Below are 21104 nucleotides of genomic sequence, written 5' to 3'. Positions count from 1 at the left end.
ATAGCCTTTGTCATTACATAAATGAAATGTCTAGATACAATACACACGTATATACAAATATATATACATGTGTATAATAATTAAAAATCACTCAGATGGTGAGCCTAGTATGCACGCTATTGAAAAGCAAAAATCTCCCGTAAACACTATATTTGATATGGTATTAGGTAATAATGCGACTAATTTTTGGCTACAGAAAATTAATCCATTATGGTCAGTTCAACAAGCTTTGGGGAAAATTGTTGAAAAAGAACAATCCGCCGCAGATACGATCAGCTTAACCATCAAAATTAACCGCTTGTTTGAAATGGGGTTAGCAGGGCAACATCATCCGATCACTGTCGAAATCAATGGTCGTCGTTATGAACGTACCTATAGTCTGACTCAATTAGATACGCAACATGTATTACTCACGGCAAAAAAAGTAGAAAAAGGCGTTGTGAGTAACTGGTTATTTGAACATGCCCAAGTGGGTGAGGTGATTGAATTTGGCCGACCTTATGGTGATATGTTATTGCCTCAAGTTGTCAGTTCATTGATTCTGGTCGCTGCGGGCAGCGGTATTACACCGATGTATAGTTTGATTCAGGCATTGGCAGCGAACCAGCAGCTTGATCGTCAACCAGTACATTTAATGTATTGGGTTAAAAAAAATGCAGACGTTGCCTTTAAACAACAGTTTGAGCAATTAGCCCAACAACATCCCGATTTTAAATTTGATGTATTTTATACCCAAGAAGTACCTGCGGATGCACGTTTAAATAATGAATATTTACATATTATTAAAAATCTTGAGCAAAGCACAGTGTATGTATGTGGCCCTTCAGGTTTTGTGGCAACAGCTGAACAATTGTTTGAACAGGCCAAAGTACTTAAAAGCGAAGCATTTAGTCTAAGTCCAGCGATTTCTGATGACACAGGCTTTATCAATGTCACTTTAACCAAATCCAATAAAGTGGTTGTAATCCCTAAAGGTCAAGCCATTTTAGTTGGCTTAGAACAACAAAATATCAAACCAGAACATGGTTGCAGAATGGGGATTTGCAATAAATGCGCGTGTAATAAAGCACAGGGTGCCACAAAAAACTTAGTCAATGGTCAAGAAAATTTTGAACCGAATAATTTACTGAGAATTTGTGTGAATACTGCCAAAACTGATTTAGTTATTGATCTTTAAGCGAGTTTTATCATGAATATGCCAGTTAAAATTCAATATTTTAAAAACACCAAAAACCGTGAACTGACCCAAACTGAGCTGGATGCTTTAGCGCGTGAGTTGGATGCAATTAAGCAAGAAGTGTTAGATGATATTGGCGAAAAAGATGCCAAATATATCAAAAAAGTATATGCCGCGATTCGTTATAGCAGTATTTTAGGCCGAGCATGCTTATTTGCGGGTTGGTTTCCACCTGCATGGTTACTTGGTACAGGCTTACTGAGCTTTGCCAAGATCATGGAAAACATGGAACTCGGTCATAATGTTATGCATGGGCAATATGATTGGATGAATGATCCACGCTTTAAAGGTACAACTTACGAATGGGACATTGTTGGAACCTCTGACAACTGGCGCCAGACCCATAATTATAAGCATCATACCTATACCAATATCAAAGGGATGGATGATGATATCGGCTATGGTTTATTGCGTTTATTCCCAGAACAACGCTGGAAACCGGGTTTTTTATTGCAGCCTTTATATGCAATTCCGTTCTGTCTATTGTTCCAATGGGGCGTTGCGATTCAAAATCTTGAAATTGGTAAATTGGTTTATAAACGCAAAACTTGGGCGCAGTTTAAAGAAGAGTGGAAGCCGACTCAGAAGAAAATTGGTAGACAATTTTTTAAAGATTATCTGTTCTTCCCTCTGATTGCTGGCCCCGCAGCTTTACCTGTATTTACAGGTAATTTAGTCGCCAACGGTATCCGTAATATTTGGACATTTAGTATCATTTTCTGTGGTCACTTTACCAAAGATGTTGAAGTATTCCCTAAAACTGTTTTACAGGATGAAAGTCGTGGACATTGGTATATGCGCCAAATTCGCGGTTCTTCGAATTTAACCGGTTCAGAAGCATTTCATATTTTGACCGGACATTTAAGCCATCAAATCGAGCATCATTTATTCCCCGAAGTGCCTGCTCGTCGCTATCGCAAAATGGCGCCCAAAGTTGAAGCGGTGTGTAAAAAGTATGGTTTAAACTACAACAATGCAAGTTTGTTTAAGCAGTATGGTCAAGTCCTTGGACGTATTGTGAAATATGCATTTCCATTTAAAAAGTAGTTGATTTCCTAAAGCCAAAGCCACTTTTAAGTGGCTTTTTTATTGTTAATGATTGGGTTTTTCAGTAAAGTTTATTTGACTGTTACTAGGGTTAATGAGAAGAACATGATTCAAAAACAATTAGAAAATATACAAAATTGGTTAGTGCAACATGCGGCAAAGATTGCAAATCAATCACTTAATCCCGCGGCAAGTATTGCTGATATAGAACAATTTGAACAAAGGCTTTCTAAACACTTACCTGATGATTTTAAACAGTTGTACTGTTGGCATAATGGGATGAATGAAGAGGAAAATTTAGGCAGTTTATTTTATGGCATGGAATTTTTATCGCTCACTAATATTGAAACTAAACGCGACGATCTTGCAGATCTCGTTGATGAGTTGTTTGTACTTCAACATGCTGACCCACAAATCAATCCAACCAATGCCCACCATCGAGATTGGGTTCAGTTTGCGCACGATGGTGGGCGAACAGGTTTGTATGTGGATTTAGTACCCACCGCCGTAGGTCAAATTGGACAAGTGATCTTTATTGATCATGAATATGATGTTGGGATTTTGGTCGCTAACTCAATTACCAATTTTCTTCAACAATTTTCAGATGATTTAGACAATGACTTATATCAGTTGAATAAAGATGCTTTAGAAGATGAAAATGAGTTTTTAGAAAGTGATGCAGCTATTGATCTGGTCAATTGGCATATGAGTGAACGCTGGGCGCGTCCTGATTTTACTTAGCTTTTTTTAGAAAAATCATTTTATAAAATTATGTTTGAAAGCTTTACTAGTAAAAAGTATATCAATGGCGATTATTGCTACACACTCAATTTTGAACGCATTACATTTCTAATCGAATCAATTTTACAAAATTAAGTAAGCTCTAATTTTTAAACGAGCAAAATGATGAATCATAAAATAACGGTTGATGAGGTTGTAGCACGTTCAGTAAAAATCAGAGAACGTTATCATGAGCTAGAGCGAATAAATCATCATGCTGAATGGACAGTGCAAGAGGATGCGTTGGCATTTTTATCTGATGCTGGATTGGTTGGGAGATTAGTGATGGCGCAGACGGGGAAGTGGTTCCACAAAGGCGATGCTCAGCAAGAGTTGCAGCATAAGTTAGGTGAATGTGTCTGGTGGTTAGCCATTATTGCCAATGAATTAGATATGGATTTAACTGAAGCCACACAATACTTTTTAGATAAAGCTGAAAAGATTTAAATTTTTGGAAAAATGTTTATTGAACATTTTTTATGACCAAGCATTTGATCATTAATTATATAGTCAACCTGTCAAAAACTCAGACACAAGAATATAATTCTTCTTAATTAATATTTTAAATTAATTCAATTGCATGGAAAAATAAATTGTTTGATTATAAAAAGCTTGCAATGCCACACCTTAAATTCAAAGTTTAAATACCATTGCGTAGGCGATGCCTCACTTTTCAGAGATGAAAAGATGACAAAAATCTTTCGTTTAACAGGGCTCTTGCGCTGCAAACAAAGCAGTGCTTTATTTTTGCTCATATACCCCCGCCCAACGGTGACATCCCTGTCGCCCCACGGTAGGATCACCATCTATGATTGAAAAGCACAACAACGAATTAATAATCAACAGTTTCTCAATGTTCATACAAAAACATAAGCTTTATTTATGCTCAATGAATTGATTAAAATTAATTCTATGAATAATTAGGTGGTTTAACTATAGAATTTTGGCGGGCTTCTTTCAATTTGTATATTTAGTATGAATGACTAATTGATAAATAAGTCATAGCCCATGCGACTAATTAAAAATACCAGTAGAATTAAAAAGAAAATACGAATAAAACCACTTCCATATTTAAATGCTAAAGCAGTACCCGCAAGAGAGCCTAAAACATTGCAAACTGCTAAAATGATGCCTGCCATCCATAAAATATGACCAGAAGGAATAAAGAAGAACATGGCAGAAATATTAGTGGCGACATTGACCAATTTTGCAGATGCAGAAGCATTTAAAAAATCAAAAGCAAATACTTTCACAAACAGAAAGAGCAAAAAACTGCCGGTCCCTGGGCCAAAAATTCCATCATAAAATCCAATTAAGGCGCCAAAAAATAAACCTAACGCAATTTCTTTCTTACCCGTCTGTAAAACAGTATGGATTTTACCTAAGTCTTTTTTGGCAAAGGTGTAGATTGCAATCAAGATAAGTAAAAAGAATACTATATAACGCATCAACTCTTTAGGAATCAACGAAACGGACATTGCACCTAAAAAAGAAAATATAAATGCTGCCAACATTGTCGGTAGTATAAGTTTCCAATTGATCGTAACTTTCTTAAAGTAAGCAAATGCAGAAGATACAGTACCTGCCATGGCAATGATTTTATTGGTTCCAAAAACTGTGGCGAGACTTTGATTGGGAAAGGCATGCATTAGCGCTGGGAGTAGAACTAATCCACCTCCACCCACCGCAGCATCAATTAAACCAGCACAAAAAGCGAAGAAGCCTAAACTCAGAAGTATTGTCTCGTATTCCATTACAGATTGTTCTAACTGTTATTCAAGAGAATAATCATAGAATATATTCAAATAAAAGTAATTAAAAAGCGCTAATCTCAATCTATGAGATTAGCGCTTTCGTTTTAAATGCTTTGTAAATTTACACGTTTTTCAAAAATTAGAAATCAACAGACGTTTGTAGATAGAAAGTACGCGGCTGTCCTACATATTTACCACCTGTAGAGTCAGAGGAACGAGTAAAATATTCTTGATCAAATAGGTTTTTAATCCCGCCTGCCACTTTTAAACCGTAAAAATCTTGACCAAAATCATAAGCTGTACGTACCGCAAAAGTTGAATAACCAGGGATATCACCATTACGGCCATCTGCTGTTTCAACAGTTTGGTAAACATTGCCTGATCCCGGCGCATGTTGTTTAGATTGAGCAAACATATCAGCATTGACAGACCATTTGTCAAAGCTATAACCAAGGCCTAAATTTCCAACATGTCTTGAATAATAAGGTAAGTCCTTACCATCAAATTTACCTGCCTCAGACACTGCTTTGGTAAATGTATAGTTACTGTAGACTTTTAAGCCTTGCAGCGAGTCGTAGAGATTACCAAAGTCATAACTTAGACCAAGCTCTACTCCTTTATGACTGGTTGCACCTAGATTGGTCCATATGCCCGTACCAATATTATCAGGGCGTTCAAGTAATAATTCTTTATCAAAGTCTAAATAGAACACTGTAAATTCTGCATTTAAACCATTGCCTAGGTATTTGGTACCGATTTCATAGTTGTTGGATTTTTCAGGATGGAGACCATCTAAAGTGGTTATAGCTTTGTTGCTTTCGACTTTAGCCAACTGGTTATATTGCTGAGGACCAAAAGAAACCGCTGCATTAGCAAAGACATTCCATTGTTCATTGAAATTGTATTGCACTGCAAGGCTTGGTAAAAACTCATCAGAATTAATTTTTGGATGCACCGTATTTATGAATTTACCATTTTGGTACGCGGTATAATCATTATGGGTTTTAATTGACTCAAAACGAACACCTGGAGTAAGGGTCAATGCACCGAGACCAAAACGGTTATCAATATACACAGCATGGGCTTTAGTTCCACCTTCACTGCTCGTGTTGGCAAGGCGTTCACCCGGTGTGCCTGTAACAGTGTTATATTGTGCTGTACGACCAGAAAACTCTGAACTGTCTTCTTGCAAGTAGCGATAACCTACCGTGACTTCATTATTCATATTGCCCAAAGTGTAGGCACGTGAATAACGCGGTTCAATGCCAAAATATTTATAATCACGTGGAGAGTTACTAATTCGACTATTTGCAGTACCTTCTACAGCAGACTCCAGATCACTGGTACGAAATGAATCGACATAATAACCAAGGATTTCAAAGTTATTTAATTCATCTTTATGGCTATATTTAACAGAAACATCTGAACGACGACCTGCAAAATAGTTACGGTATTGGTTCGACTGGTATGGGTTTTTGGCATAATCTGCAGTTGTTAAGCCTTCGGGCATTTCGCCACGGCCTTCATAGTGATGCAGATTAAGTGCAATCGAATCCGCATCTGTAAATTGATATGACGACTTTAACATCACGTCATCGATATCTATGTCGTTATTGGCTTCGCGATAGCCATTTCCTTTGGTTCCTGAATAAAGTAGCGCAAGGCCTAAACCATTATCCATAGTACCGCCGATAAAGAGGTTTGGACTGTACTTGAGTTGATCGGTACCTGTGGCGAATTCTGTAGTTAAACCAACAGAGCCTGATAGTTTTTCAGGGATTGCACGGGTATTAAAGTTGATAATCCCACCCACGTTTTGAGGCCCAAAGCGGACTGAACCTGCGCCACGAACAACGTCTACAGATTCAATATTGCCCATTGAAACAGGTGCCATAGACAATTGTGGTTGACCATAAGGTGCGAAGGATAGAGGGACACCGTCCATCAATACTGTAGAACGAGGTGATAGGCGAGAGGTTAAGCCACGGACACCTAGATTGAGAGAAACATCACTACCCCCTGTGCCATTGCTGTCTTGAACCTGAACACCTGGCACTTGTTTTAACGCATCACGGATAGAGGTTACCGCAGATTCGTCCATTTTTTTGCGATCGATAATGGTACGTGCACCTGCATGCTTGTGAACTTTTTCAGCATTGGCAGCTTCAAGCCAGTTTCCTTCAGCTTGTACGGTGATTGTTTTAAGTGTTTGTGTTGACGTTTCTTGATTGTCTTCGGCAAAGGCAGCATTGGATATAAAGCTAAGTGAAACAGCAATTGCAAGGCTGAGATGTGAGGGTTTAAACAGAGTGAAGTCAGGTGTTCTTTGGCTTGAAATTTTCATAAAAAAAATAGGCATTTGGAATTGTGCGTATCTTAATCTCTTCAAACATATTTTTAAATCAGGATGATTATCATTTAAAACTATTGTTTAATTCAAATTAATAGATTTTTTAATCAAATATTCACTTTTTTATTTTGCAATGGCAAATTTATAAAGCGCAATAGCAATAAACCGTGCATAAGCACGGTCTTTATATTAGGGTCTGTTGACAATTCGTCTACAACGCAAGCCATTTATGAAATGTCTACAGACCCTGATCAAAAACTTATTTAAACTGGATCGAACCATTAGCATTGACTGTGATTTTTGATTCGCCAGCGGCCATATTCTGACCACCAACGGCATCGGCAGCTTCAAACTTAGCCATAGATGCACGCGCTGCATAAACAGGTTGTGGATAAGAGTTGCTAGTATTGATGTTGATATTGACCAAGTTATAAGATGATTTATTCCACGCTTGCGTTAAAATTTGCGCACGTTGTTGGAAATTCTTTGAAGCCTCAACCATCAATTCATTTTCAACTTTTTTACGTTGTTCATCAGACACTGTGAAATTAATTGATTGTGTTTGAAAGCTGTTTTGCAACTCATTGATTAACTGGCTTGCTGCTTTAAAATCTTTACTTTCAATTTGAATTTCTGCACGACCACGCCATTCTTTCAGTTTTTGATTGTCATTGTCGTAAACTGGGTAAGTAGTTTGTGAGCCTGTTTCGACTTTAACTTGTGGATACTTTTTTGAAATGCTAATGGCTTGATTCATTAATTGGGTTATTTGAGAAGATAACTCAGCAGGTTGCTTGTTGTTTTTCTCAATAAAAAGTACTGCATGCATTTCATCATTAGACACTTGACGTGTCGCATCTGCTTGAACATTGACAATATTGTAATTTAACGGGTCATTTTCTGCTGCCATCGCCATTGTGCTCAGTGTAGTTCCCAAGAGTAAAGTAGTTAACGCTAAATAACGCATAATGAATCCTTAAAATTGTTTGACTAAAATTTATGACCTAAAGATATATTGTTTAAATTGAATCTGTTTTTAATCATAAATCTGGTTTGCGGAAAACTATGGCAGATTTTGTGGTGCATTTGTAATAATTTGCATATAAATTGCAATTTTATTTTGTTTAAAATTTTTTAAAAATTAAAAGCTTATCGAGTTTCGTTGTAATGGAAATTTGTGGAATTGAGCTAGATTTAGAAATTCATTTTAATTATCGGCTTTTCTTTGCTTTGTCACATAGTATGATGATAATAACTAATTAGATTTAGCTAAATGTTTTTTTCGATAAATGGAGTGTGGATAAGTACATAAAAGATATTTATTTTCTTGTAAAAAACTGTATTATCGCGCTCCTAGTTATGAAGATTAAAAGCACTCTAACTAGATTTCTATAAAGCACCGAGTCAAAGGACCACAAGTCACCCGACTTATTTCTTTCAACCCATATCAGAGATGGTAATTCGATATGAGCGTTACTTCTGTAAATCCTGCTGCCACTTCCACAAACGAATACTACTTGACTCGCCAAAGTCAGATGGAATCGAATGTTCGTAGTTATCCACGTAAATTACCGTTAGCGATAGCGGAAGCACATGGTTGTTGGGTTACCGATGTTGAAGGTACAAAGTACCTCGATTGTTTAGCTGGGGCAGGAACATTGGCATTAGGCCATAACCATCCTGCGGTGATTAAAAGTATTCAAGACACTTTAGCGAGTGGTCTCCCTTTACATACTTTAGATTTAACAACGCCTTTAAAAGATGCTTTCACTGAAGCATTGCTTGCACAACTTCCGGGTGGGCAAGAAGAGTATTGCTTACAATTCTGTGGCCCATCTGGTGCAGATGGTACAGAAGCAGCGATTAAATTGGCGAAAACCTATACAGGTCGCAATACAGTTATCAGTTTCTCTGGCGGTTACCACGGGATGACTCATGGCGCGTTAGCGATGACAGGTAATTTATCTGCTAAAAATGCGGTAAATGGCTTAATGCCAGGCGTACAATTTATGCCATACCCGCATGAATACCGTTGCCCATTGGGTGTTGGCGGTGAAGCAGGTGTTGATGCCTTAACTTATTATTTCGAAAACTTCATTGAAGATGTCGAAAGCGGAGTAACTAAACCTGCAGCTGTGATTCTTGAAGCAATTCAAGGTGAAGGCGGTGTGGTTACTGCACCAGCGAAATGGTTGCAAAAAATCCGTGAAGTGACTGAGCGTCATAACATTGTTTTGATTTTGGATGAAGTTCAAGCGGGCTTTGCACGTTCAGGCAAAATGTTTGCTTTTGAACATGCTGGTATTGAACCTGATGTTGTGGTGATGTCAAAAGCAGTGGGTGGTAGCTTACCATTGGCTGTTTTGGGTATTAAACGGAAGTTCGATGCTTGGCAACCTGCAGGTCACACAGGGACTTTCCGTGGTAACCAACTTGCAATGGGTACTGGTCTTGCAACGATCAATACCATTAAAGAGCAAAATCTTGCACAAAATGCGCAACAACGTGGTGATTTCTTACAAGCTGAATTGAAAAAATTAGCGCAAGAATTCCCATGTATTGGTAATGTTCGTGGTCGCGGTTTAATGATCGGTATCGAAATTGTGGATGAACGTAAGCAAGCGGATCATATGGGTTCTCTTCCTGCGGATTCACAATTGGCTGCTGCAATTCAAACAGCATGTTTTAACAATAAATTATTGTTAGAAAAGGGCGGCCGTAGCGGTACAGTGATTCGTTTACTTTGCCCATTGATCATTACCCAAGAAGAATGTGAAGAAGCTATTGCGCGCTTTAAGAAAGCAGTTGCAGAGGCTCTTATTGCAGTTCGAGGCGCTTAATTCATGGTAGATTTTGCAGAACATCGTAAAGCGTTACTCTGCAATGATGCTCAATCTATTGCTGACTATGAGTCAGCAATGGGTGAGGCGACTAAAGCGGTCGCAGCATGGTTGCAAAATGACAAAATGTACACAGGTGGGAGCATTAAAGAACTTCGTGAAGCGATTTCTTTTGCACCATCTAAACAAGGTCTAGGTTTACACCAATCGCTTGAGCGTATGGTTGAGCTTTTCCTGAACAAAAGTCTAAAAGTACATCATCCGCACTCTTTGGCACATTTGCATTGCCCAACTATGGTGACAAGTCAAATTGCTGAAGTGTTGATCAATGCGACTAACCAATCAATGGACTCATGGGATCAAAGCCCAGCAGGTTCTTTGATGGAAGTTCAATTGATCGACTGGCTGCGTCAAAAAGTAGGTTATGGTGCAGGTCAGGCAGGTGTATTCACTTCTGGCGGTACCCAATCTAACTTGATGGGTGTATTGTTAGCACGTGACTGGTGTATTGCCAAGAACTGGAAAGACGAAAATGGTCTGCCTTGGTCTGTGCAACGTGATGGTGTTCCAAGTGACGCCATGCGTAATGTCAAAGTGATCTGTTCTGAAAATGCACATTTTTCTGTACAAAAGAACATGGCGATGATGGGCATGGGCTTCCAGTCAGTTGTGACTGTTCCAGTCAATGAAAATGCACAGATGGATGTTGATGCGCTAGAAAAAACCATGGCGCATTTACAGGCTGAAGGCAAAATTGTTGCTTGTGTTGTTGCGACTGCTGGGACAACCGACGCTGGTGCGATTGATCCATTGAAGAAAGTGCGTGAAATCACCAATAAATACGGCGCGTGGATGCATATCGATGCAGCATGGGGTGGTGCACTGATCTTATCGAATGACTACCGTTCAATGCTTGATGGTATTGAATTGTCTGATTCGATTACATTGGATTTCCATAAGCATTATTTCCAAAGTATTTCATGTGGTGCTTTCTTGTTGAAAGATGAAGCAAACTATCGTTTCATGCATTATGAAGCTGAATATTTAAATTCTGCTTATGATGAAGAACATGGTGTACCGAATCTAGTGTCTAAATCTCTACAAACTACACGTCGTTTTGATGCGTTGAAATTGTGGATGACGATTGAAAATCTAGGTGAAGAGCTTTATGGTTCAATGATTGACCATGGCGTTAAGCTAACTCGTGAAGTAGCAGATTACATTAATGCTACTGCTGGCTTGGAAATGCTGGTTGATCCACAATTTGCATCGGTATTATTCCGTGTAATACCTGATAATTATCCAGTTGAATTGCTTGATACTTTGAACCAAAACGTTGCAGATGAATTATTTGCGCGCGGTGAAGCCAATATCGGTGTAACTAAAGTTGGACAGCTTCAATCTTTGAAAATGACGACTTTAAGTCCAGTTGCAACTTTAGAAAACGTTAAGAATCTTCTTGCCTTGGTGTTAGAAGAAGCTGACCGAATTAAAGATGCGATTGCTGATGGTACTTATACGCCTGCAATTGACTAGATTGATATCCAGTTGATTTTGATGCTTGAAATTGATTGATTTTATTTAAAAAAACGCCCAATGTATTTCATTGGGCGTTTTTTATTTAAGGGTGTTTTGATCTAAAATATAGTCAATCTGTCAAAAACTTAGAAGCAAGAATATAATCTCTTTTAATTAAATCAATTGCCTGTAAGAATGAATTATTTGCTTATAAATAAGCTTGCAATGCTACATCTTACATTCAAAGTTTAAATACCTTTGCGTAGGCGATGCCTCACTTTTCAGAGATGAAAAGATGACAAAAATCTTTTGTTGGGTGAGAGGTACATCTTGTACCTCCACCCAACAACGACATCCATGTCGCCCCACGGTAGAATAACCATCTAGAATCCAAAAGAACAAAAAACGAATTGATAACCTAGTTTTTAAAGTTCATACAGAAACATAAGCTTTATTTATGATCAAATGCTTGTTCATAAAAAAGAGATCTCATCGATCTCTTTTATTGAGTATGGGGCGTTAAAAATTACACATTGAGCTATTACGGGTAAGATCAGGTCCCCAAGTACGATAACCTTGAGTATCAATATGGATTTGTCCTGAAGCATATAAGCCTAAGCCCATGTTTAAACTTTGGCCATACTGCGACCAGAACTGACATAATTTGAATTTTGTATGTTCAATATACGCATAATCTTGAGGTTGCGGATTTTCCGGCCCAATACGGAAATCAATGGCTGAATTGAATAAGTGACGTGAAGATCCAGCACCACCCGCACATTGGTTTAAAGGTAAGTCTCGATATACCGAGGTTACGGTAAAATCAGTCAGAACTTTAGATGCAACCAAATATTTAAATACTTTTAATGTCGGTAATTGATTACTCCAAAGCTCACGGCTTGGAATCATATATTCAGACTTACCACACTTGTCCCAATCACGCGCAGTTTTAAATAACTCGAAACTAGGAATAATATTTCCAGCATTATTTTGTTCAAGGAAACGTTCATAATCACGTGCACGTGACTGATTGTCTCCATAGATCAACCATTGGCGATAAGATGAAGGCATCGTTTTAGGAGGAATTGGTCGCTCAATCGTAATTTTTTCTTCGGGAATGTAAATACGCTGACCATGCGACGTGCTAATTGTTGGATTCTTTTGAGGGGAAGATGTACATCCAGCCAGAATCATTGTAGTAACACCGACAGCAAGTAAACCTTTCAAAATAAATTTCATTCTCAATATTAGCTAAAAGCAAGTAACGGGTTATTTTAGTCTAGTTTGGTGCGTGTAATATGGATAAATTGCAAATAAATGTACAATTTACATATTAAAATGCAAAAAGATCAGCCTAAGCTGATCTTTTTTATACAATACTTATTTTTCTAAGTATTGTAATTTATCGGCTTTACCATTCCACTCTTCACGATCCTCAGGTTGATCACCGATTTGAGTAATGTTTGGCCATTTTTGAGCAAGTTCAGCATTTAATTCAATAAATACCTCTTGACCTTCAGGGAGTTCATCTTCAGAGAAAATTGCATTTGCAGGACACTCAGGTTCACATAGCGCACAGTCAATACATTCGTCTGGACTAATAACTAGGAAATTTGGACCTTCATAAAAACAGTCTACTGGACATACTTCTACGCAGTCTTGATATTTACACTTAATACAATTTTCAGTGACAACAAAGGTCATGGCGTCAGCTACCTAAAAATATGGTTCTAATTAATAATGCTGTATTTTAGGGAAAACGTCGCAAACTAACAATTGCTTTTATTGATATTTAATATAGAAGAACCTGCTAAATCAATTTTTTTTATAGAAAATTCTTCTAACTTGTGATGAGTTATACATTTTTAAAAATAGGCGCTATTATTTTGATGTCGCCATAGGTGAAAAAATGCTAAATATATTCAAAAAAGAACATAAATATGAGACTAAATCACATAAGTGAAATGGGGTAATTACTTTTATGTGTTGTTTTTTTAGTCAGCTATCATTTTTAGAATTATTTGGAACTGTATTTTCAGGATCAGTAATGTCATCACAACGTATAGATAAGATGAATATCTTCAGGTTCTAATTCCAATAACTGCTGATCAGGTTTTTCTAAGACAAGCGCGCCTTGTTTAAGATAAAAGTCGACAGTGCGCTGGGTTGGTGTTGCTGAAATATATAATTGTTTTGCACCAAGTTGATCGGCTGATTTTATCGCTGAATGCATCAGCTGTGTACCAAGACCAAGGCCTTGATGATTTGCATCAACATAAAAATACTGTAATAGCTTTGCTTCTGGATAATCTGCGATGACTTGATTAGATACCAGTTGGACACCAATTAATCTATTCAATTGATTGAATGCACCCACACATAGCCCACCTTGAATAAGATGTTGCTTTAATACAGGGGGATCATTTGCTAAATGATATTCATCCCAACTTTGCACATCATAAAAACAATCGACTAAATGTAATTTTTGCTTTTGTTGTAGATACATTTGAGTGATTAATTCACGTCGATCAATGTGCTTCCAAATGAAGTCTATGTCAGAAAGCTGCAGGGGCTTGAGTGAAATATTGATATTATTCTCCTAAAACTTAGCACTCAATCACCTAGTATGAAGTGCTTTTAATTATCGTCTAGATTGGTATTTAAAGATCAATAGACTCAAGTTATTTCCAGTCTAAGTAAAGGAATTTTAAACCTGCTTAGACTGGGTAGTTGTTATTGCTTATGCATTTAGTGCCGCTTTTAATGCATAGAGGTGATCAAGTGCTTGGCGAGGCGTTAAATCATCGACATCAATATTTGCTAAAGCATCGAGTATAGGGGATGACTTTTCAACTTCGACGACTTTTTCAATTTCAATGATTTGTTCAAACTTTTCAGGTTCAACGGTTTCAACTTCAGCAAATAAGTCATTTTGCACAACGGATTGCAACTGTTGCTGTTGTTGTTTCTCTAAAATCTTTAACCGCTTTTGGGCTTCTTTAATCACTCCTGCAGGAATTCCTGCAAGTTTAGCAACTTGTAAGCCATGACTTTGACTGGCAGGACCTTGTTGCACTTTATGCAATAGAATCAAATTACCATTTAACTCTTTGGCCGTCACATGGTAGTTATCAATAGCCACTTCTTTTGAAAGCTCAGTTAATTCAAAATAGTGCGTGGCAAAGAGGCATAGACATTTGATTCGTTTGGTCAGATCAAGCACACATGCCCAAGCTAGAGATAGCCCATCATAAGTACTTGTACCACGACCAACTTCATCCATAAGTACCAAAGATTGATTGGTTGCATGATGTAAAATTTGAGAAGTTTCTGTCATTTCCACCATAAAGGTAGATTTACCTGTAGATAAATCATCAGCAGAGCCAATTCGAGTAAATATACGGTCAATCGGTCCTAACTTAGCCGTTTTAGCAGGAATGAAACTGCCACAATAGGCTAGTAAACTAATGAGTGCAGTTTGACGCATAAAGGTTGATTTTCCGCCCATATTCGGCCCGGTAATGATCGCCATTCGATGATTGAAATCGAGTAGGGTATCATTGGGGGTAAATGGCGTTTTACTGAGTGATTCGACTACAGGATGACGACCTGCTGTAATTTTAATCCCGATTTCTGGGCTATACTCTGGCCGATTCCAATTATTCAAACGGGCTTGATAAGCAAAGTTTGCCAATAAGTCGATATGGGCAATTGATGCGCTCATCATTTGTAAATTGCCAATATCAGCTCTTAACTCGTCTAACAACATTTCAAAGAGTAGTTTTTCTCGAGCAAGCGCACGCGATTCACTTGAAAGAACTTTATCTTCAAAGGATTTTAACTCAGGCGTGATATAACGTTCGGCATTTTTCAGCGTCTGACGGCGGATGTAATGATCAGGTGCTTGTTCAGCTTGAGCACGGGTAAGTTCGATATAGTACCCACTGACACGGTTATAACCAATCTTCAGGGTATTGATGCCCGTGTTTTCTCGTTCTTGGATTTCTAAATCAATCAGGAATTGACCTGCGTGATCACGGATTTTACGCAATTCATCAAGCTCAGCGTCAAAGCCTTCTGCAATTACATTGCCGTCGCGTAATAATACAGGCGGGTGTTCAACAATTGCGGACAGCAATCGTTGATGTAACCCATTAAAATCGCCTAATTCTTCATTTAATTGAATGATCAATTTAGATTGTTGCGTCTCAAGAATAGGTCGAATAGCATCTCTTAGGAACGGGATTTGTGCACAAGCTTGACGAAGCTGTACCAAATCACGAGGACGCGCACTGCCAAGCGCAATGCGACTCAAAACACGTTCAATATCCCCAATTTCTTTTAAAACTAAGCGAACAGGACTTTCATGATAGCCTTTGAGTAAAGTATCTGTCGCATCTAAACGTGAATCTAAAATTTGAGTATCACGGATCGGTTGCATCAATGTACGTGCTAGCAATCGTCCACCCATTGCAGTCTGGCAGTCATTGATCAAGCTGAACAGTGACGTACCATGCTCAAACAAAGGATCAATAATTTCTAAATTGCGGCGTGTAACTGGGTCAAGTGCAATAAAATCCGAGCTTTGTTCTAATTTAATTGAGCGGATATGCGGTAATGCCGTTTTTTGAGTTTCTTTGGCATAATGAATCAATGCAGCAGCAGCTGCCTTAGCCAGTGGTAAGTGGTCAATACCAAAACCAGAAAGTGTAGAAACTGAGAATTGGTCACATAAGGTTTTTTGTGCATTATTTAAATTAAAATCGACATTTGGCCGTTTGGTAATTGGACATTCAATTTGTCTTTTAATGTCTTCAATAATATTGGGGTCAACAATATCTTCATCCACCAATATTTCACTTGGCATTAAACGTGCCAATTCAATTGCCAAGCTCTCAGACTTGAAATCTTGCTGTTGAACTTTAAAAATACCCGCACTTAAATCCAGCAGTGCCATCCCAATTTGATTTTGTTGAAAGCATATTGCAACAAGATTAGATGCTTGGGTTGCGGTTAAGAGGGCATCATCGGTCAATGTTCCAGGGGTAATGATTCGTACCACACCGCGTTCGACAGGACCCTTACCAGTCACTTCACCAATCTGCTCACAGATAACGACAGCTTCGCCTTTTTTAACCAAACGAGCTAAGTAACCTTCCGCCGCATGGTATGGAACACCCGCCATTGGAATAGGTTCACCATTGGCTTTACCACGATGAGTGAGGGTAATCCCCAAAAGTTTTGCGGCTTTTTTTGCATCGTCAAAAAACAGTTCGTAAAAATCGCCCATGCGATAGAACATTAAAGAGTGTGGATGCTGCATTTTGACTTTTAGATATTGTTGCATCATTGGAGTGTGGGAGGATAAGTCAGCCATTGTTTCCATGCTATTCATGTATATTAAATCTCTAAATTTAAATAATAAATAAGTTTATTTTGAAAGTTTGGCTATCTAACCAATTCTAACAACTTCTGTGCAAATCTGACCTAAGTAAAGGAAAAAGCATAGCTTTAGTTTACTTTTATTAGTGCCAAAATTGAGTCAACAATGTGTGAGGAAACAAATTGATTTCTCTCGATCGCCATCTTAACAAATTGAGGCTGATTCACAAAAAGGAATCAGAAGATGAGTGCGGAAATTAGCAACAAAAAGAAAGTGGCATTATCTGCTCGTACTATTGATAAAATGAAGAGGAGAATGCCGTAAAGAGTGATATTGGTGAATATTATGATTTGATAGTGATTTGCGGAAAGACTAGATTGAAAAGTTTCGTCTACCGCGATAGGAGCCCAATAGATAATTCATTGAAAAAAATTACACTGGATAACTATCCTATCATTTGTTGGGGCACGAAAACTCAAAGAACAAATTGAAACAAGACGTACTTTATATGCTGATGTAGTTACGGTTTTAGGTCATAAACAAGCTGACCGTGTAATGAGAAAGGACATTGTCGATTTTATTAAAAAACTATTGATCGTGGAGCTCAGGTACAAGCAGGGTGTCGGTTATCAGAGTTAATCATTGCCTATGATTATGCAATCGGTTTAGGTTGTTTTTCTGAGAGTTTTGCTAATCCAGCTTTGCTAGCCAAATCTAGTTTAAAGCAAACGGGAATAAAACTTACCTCTAGTAAACGCACAAGAGTATTATCTGATTTCGAACTTAAACAGGTGCTTGCTTGGTTACCTATATTTGGGTTTTCTAAACATCATAAAAGTATATGACATATAGCTCTTTAGACTGGTGCAAGTAGAGGTGAGATTTGTTCAACTGAATGGAAGGATGCAGTGAGCAGTCCAAGATCTGAAAGTTCTGTATTGACTGCAGTTTCAATCATGAATTTTTTAAAAGCTGCTGTTATTTGGTTTAAGTCTTTTGGAGTTTTTAGACCTTTAGCCAATTCAGCAGCCATACTTTTGATTGTTGCTTCAGCCATGTGAAGTACCTTATGTAATTATCCTCTGAAGGATAAATGAAAATTAAGCACTTACACAAAATTTAGAATAGTTTCAGTTCTAATATTTACCAAGATGACTCTAATTGAATACCAAAATTAGAACCATTGCTGAGATTATTAAAACTGCTATCAACATAAAGTGAATCTCTCAGCTTCTGCTCATTATCATTCCAAAATGCATAGGTATAGTATAAACGTAACTCAGGTCGGTCATAAAAACCGGTTCCTTTCATTGACCAAGTTGGGGCAAAGGTCAATTTGGTTAAATTACGGTTTCGGTTATTATTATCTATCTGATCAAATCCAATTTCTGTTGAAATCTTAAAGTGATCTTGGATGACATATGCGACACGAGAACCTATCGAGAACCATTCGCTATCATCCTGATTTTTGAATTGATCCTTTTGGTATAGGAACTGGGCCTGCCCATTAAACTTCTTATTGTCAGTTTCCCAATCCAGAACTTCGATAAATCTTAGTGAGGAGTTATCTCGTTTAAGCTCAGGATTACCTGTATAACTTAACCCCATTCCAGAACCTTCACCATACTGCAGCGCAACTGTATTCTTACCGTTCAGAACATTAGTGGTGATATTCTGAAGGGTTAATGCCCAACCTGTATGATCTCCGTCGACAACCGATAAACCCGTATTGAGCTTGTTGGTACTATTAAGCTCGATACCTTTAACGGTAAAATCATGTCGGTTTATGTATTCCTTCTGGAATAAATTATCCTTTCTGGAAAACACATAACTTAAAGACAAGTCTTTCACTTTATAGTCATCAATACCAAATCCTGTACCACTTTGGTTCCAATAGAAGTAATCTGACATATTGATATCGTTACGATTGTAATAACGTCGCCCTGCCCAGAAATTACCCCCATTTAGAAAGGAAACATTAGTCCAATCTAAATAAATTTGGGGCAAGCGAGTAAAACCATTTTCACCATTAAATGTTAAGGCTTGACCATATTGGTTATAAAATGCTGCCATAGCATTAAGATTAATTTTGGAGTTGTCTGAAAGGGTCAATAAATTTTGAGAAGCAGCAAGCTCTCCATATTGTTCACATTCATTACCAAGACGATACTTGGAAGGTGCTCCAGTGAGTTGAAAACACTCTTGTGTCTTTCCATTGTCAGTTACCCCCATTCCGGTACGGAAATAGCCGCTAAAATCCGCAGCAGAAGCAATCTGAGATAATAAAAAAACTGTTGTTCCAACAATCCATGGGGTTCTTTTCATTTTAAATTCCTTTTTTTAAGCATGAGTTTATCTAACCCCACTTATAAATTAAGTAGGGTTGGATAGAGGGATGACACGGGGATTTACTTAATTCGGATTAGTTCCGTTATAAGCATTTTGTAGCAAATGACGGATCGCATTCTTCTCGATAGGTTCTGGGTTCCAGTATGGATTTGCTAAAGCGATATCCGTTGCTTTATCCAAATCTGGTTCTGTTAAACCTAATGATGCGAGTGAGAGGGGACCGTCAAGGTCTTTTATTAGATTAAATAAAGCTTTTGCTGCTGTACTTTCGGTAGGGGCATTTAGTGCTCTTTTAATACGTTGCATTGCTTCTGGCGCAGCTTTCTCGTTATATGAAATAGCGTGAGGTAGTACAACAGTATGTGTAGGAGCATGCGGTAAGTTAAAACTTCCACCTAATGTATGGCAAAGCTTATGGTGAATTGCCATACCGACATTACCTAAGACATACCCACATAACCATGCTCCATAAAGACATAAACTTCTTGCCTCAACATCCTGAGCATTATTTTTTAATTTACGTAGGCCATCGGCTAAAGCACGTATTCCTTCTTCAGCCAATAGTGACATAATTGGATTACCATTCTGTGCATATAAACCTTCAGCAGCATGTGCAATCGCATTAATTCCACTAGTAATTGACATTTCTAGTGGAAGAGTTAGTGTCAATTCGGGGTCATAGATAACTGTTTTAGGAAGGACGCGAGGATCTTTCCCTGTTTTCTTGATACCATTTTCAGTAATTCCATAGACTGGAGTCATTTCGGAACCAGCATATGTAGTAGGAATTGCTAAAATAGGTAAATCATATTCTAAAGCAATAGCTTTACCTAAACCCGTTGTAGAGCCGCCACCAACAGCAATAGCGCAATCGGCGCCCAATTCTTTAGCTACTTCTCGAGCTTCTTTAGCTGATTCAATGGGTACGTGCATTACAGCTTTCGAATAGATGCCTACTGAAACATCCCCTAAAATTGAAGAAATTTTTTCGGCTAATTCAATTTGCTCTGGTGTGCACAAGACTAAAGTTTTTTTTGCACCTAATAGCTCAATCTCTCTTTGAAGAAATTGGATAGAACCAGCACCAAAAATGACTCTGCTTTGAGGAATATCATAAATAAAATCAGTATTCATAGTTTTCTCTCTTAAGGTAGTGGGGTCGGCTGATAAGCATAAAATAACCATTTGTTATTTTCTTTTTTCCAAACAGCTAAGGATTTATTATGAAGTTTTTTCTCAATGCTACCTGCAACAAGTTCAGAATGCATTTCTCCAAAAACTAAGGCAAGATCACCAAAAACTTTAATTTTATTAATTGGATGGGTAATCCATTTGTAATCGTAAACCCCTCCAAATAACTTATTTAAATATGATTCTTTGGTATCCGTTACACCACTTGTATGTGTATAAATCATATCTGGGTGAGCTAATTTCGAAAAATCTTCATATCGTTTCTCAACGATAGATTTAAATCTCTCATCTTCCAGAAGTTTAATCAAAATATCTTCCATATTAATTACATTTCGTTATCAAACATAATTTTATCCTAACGATTTTTTTTATTTTAAAAACACTGATTTAGAAAAATATATTTTCATTATTGGAAGAATAAAAATAAAAAATCTCTATTTTAGCAAGTAGGATAATAATGAATTGTTCTTTGTAAAATTTTTAAATAAAAAGTCATATCCTACATAAAGCAGGATATGACTTTTTATTTACAATTAATTAATTTTTTCAATAACTAACGCAATCCCTTGCCCGACACCGATACACATTGAACATAGGGCATATTGCCCCTTGATCTGTTCAAGTTGATTTAAGGCAGTGGTCACCAATCTGGCAC

Annotated in this window: 17 protein-coding genes and 1 pseudogene; 6 read left to right on the top strand and 12 right to left on the bottom strand. The window is 37.6% G+C overall.

From position 1 onward, the window contains the following. The first annotated feature begins 109 nt into the window (after positions 1–109). From ACG916_RS18205 to ACG916_RS18190, 4 genes are all read left to right on the top strand, one after another. On the top strand, positions 110–1177 hold the full coding sequence (locus tag ACG916_RS18205; protein WP_419328959.1) for a ferredoxin reductase: 1068 nt from the start codon (positions 110–112) through the stop codon (positions 1175–1177). A 12-nt stretch (positions 1178–1189) separates the two neighbouring features. Continuing rightward, positions 1190–2284 carry a fatty acid desaturase family protein gene (locus ACG916_RS18200; protein ID WP_336954690.1) on the top strand — a complete coding sequence of 365 codons (1095 nt, stop codon included), beginning with the start codon at positions 1190–1192 and terminating at the stop codon, positions 2282–2284. Positions 2285–2389: 105 nt separating this feature from the next. Continuing rightward, positions 2390–3025: an SMI1/KNR4 family protein gene (locus ACG916_RS18195; protein ID WP_336954689.1), complete on the top strand. Its 636-nt coding sequence runs from the start codon at positions 2390–2392 to the stop codon at positions 3023–3025. A gap of 165 nt (positions 3026–3190) precedes the next feature. After that, positions 3191–3511 (top strand): nucleoside triphosphate pyrophosphohydrolase family protein, encoded by a 321-nt coding sequence (locus ACG916_RS18190; RefSeq protein ID WP_336954688.1) that lies wholly within the window; start codon positions 3191–3193, stop codon positions 3509–3511. Positions 3512–4047: 536 nt separating this feature from the next. Here ACG916_RS18190 and ACG916_RS18185 read toward each other — a convergent pair. From ACG916_RS18185 to ACG916_RS18175, 3 genes are all read right to left on the bottom strand, one after another. Continuing rightward, positions 4048–4818 (bottom strand): sulfite exporter TauE/SafE family protein, encoded by a 771-nt coding sequence (locus ACG916_RS18185; RefSeq protein WP_336954166.1) that lies wholly within the window; start codon positions 4816–4818, stop codon positions 4048–4050. A 139-nt stretch (positions 4819–4957) separates the two neighbouring features. Continuing rightward, positions 4958–7162, bottom strand: coding sequence for a TonB-dependent receptor family protein (locus tag ACG916_RS18180; RefSeq protein ID WP_419328961.1), 2205 nt, complete (start codon positions 7160–7162; stop codon positions 4958–4960). Positions 7163–7427: 265 nt separating this feature from the next. After that, entirely contained in the window at positions 7428–8135 is a 708-nt protein-coding gene (locus ACG916_RS18175) for an SIMPL domain-containing protein (RefSeq protein WP_419328963.1), read from the bottom strand. A gap of 499 nt (positions 8136–8634) precedes the next feature. Here ACG916_RS18175 and ACG916_RS18170 point away from each other — a divergent pair, with 499 nt between their 5' ends. Continuing rightward, a complete protein-coding gene (locus ACG916_RS18170; protein WP_004721690.1) occupies positions 8635–10008 on the top strand; it encodes a diaminobutyrate--2-oxoglutarate transaminase in 1374 nt (457 codons plus the stop codon). 3 nt (positions 10009–10011) lie between these two features. After that, positions 10012–11544: a pyridoxal phosphate-dependent decarboxylase family protein gene (locus tag ACG916_RS18165; protein WP_419328965.1), complete on the top strand. Its 1533-nt coding sequence runs from the start codon at positions 10012–10014 to the stop codon at positions 11542–11544. Between the two features lie 501 nt (positions 11545–12045). Here the strand turns inward: ACG916_RS18165 and ACG916_RS18160 are convergent. The 9 genes and pseudogenes from ACG916_RS18160 to ACG916_RS18120 all read right to left on the bottom strand — a co-directional run. Continuing rightward, on the bottom strand, positions 12046–12765 hold the full coding sequence (locus ACG916_RS18160; protein WP_004721687.1) for a D-Ala-D-Ala carboxypeptidase family metallohydrolase: 720 nt from the start codon (positions 12763–12765) through the stop codon (positions 12046–12048). A gap of 141 nt (positions 12766–12906) precedes the next feature. Then, the gene (gene fdxA, locus ACG916_RS18155; protein WP_004721686.1) at positions 12907–13230 is read right to left on the bottom strand and encodes a ferredoxin FdxA; all 324 of its coding nucleotides are present in this window, start codon (positions 13228–13230) and stop codon (positions 12907–12909) included. Positions 13231–13579: 349 nt separating this feature from the next. Next, complete coding sequence (locus ACG916_RS18150; protein WP_419328971.1) at positions 13580–14110, bottom strand: GNAT family N-acetyltransferase; 531 nt, start codon at positions 14108–14110, stop codon at positions 13580–13582. Positions 14111–14266: 156 nt separating this feature from the next. Further along, entirely contained in the window at positions 14267–16921 is a 2655-nt protein-coding gene (mutS, locus tag ACG916_RS18145) for a DNA mismatch repair protein MutS (RefSeq protein WP_419328967.1), read from the bottom strand. 910 nt (positions 16922–17831) lie between these two features. After that, positions 17832–17966: pseudogene (locus tag ACG916_RS18140) on the bottom strand (IS256 family transposase); the annotation flags it as partial. An 86-nt stretch (positions 17967–18052) separates the two neighbouring features. Beyond that, positions 18053–19234 (bottom strand): maltoporin, encoded by a 1182-nt coding sequence (locus tag ACG916_RS18135; RefSeq protein WP_419328969.1) that lies wholly within the window; start codon positions 19232–19234, stop codon positions 18053–18055. An 87-nt stretch (positions 19235–19321) separates the two neighbouring features. Then, positions 19322–20392, bottom strand: coding sequence for a maleylacetate reductase (locus ACG916_RS18130; RefSeq protein ID WP_336954160.1), 1071 nt, complete (start codon positions 20390–20392; stop codon positions 19322–19324). 11 nt (positions 20393–20403) lie between these two features. After that, complete coding sequence (locus tag ACG916_RS18125) at positions 20404–20769, bottom strand: nuclear transport factor 2 family protein (RefSeq protein ID WP_336954159.1); 366 nt, start codon at positions 20767–20769, stop codon at positions 20404–20406. A gap of 213 nt (positions 20770–20982) precedes the next feature. Continuing rightward, positions 20983–21104, bottom strand: a 122-nt coding sequence (locus tag ACG916_RS18120; RefSeq protein ID WP_419328973.1) for a hypothetical protein, incomplete at its 5' end; no start/stop codon positions are given.

Source organism: Acinetobacter legionensis, assembly GCF_048552295.1.
Taxonomy (GTDB): Bacteria; Pseudomonadota; Gammaproteobacteria; order Pseudomonadales; family Moraxellaceae; genus Acinetobacter.
Note: the sequence above shows the minus strand (reverse complement) of the source record. Positions and strands in the feature narration are given on the sequence as shown.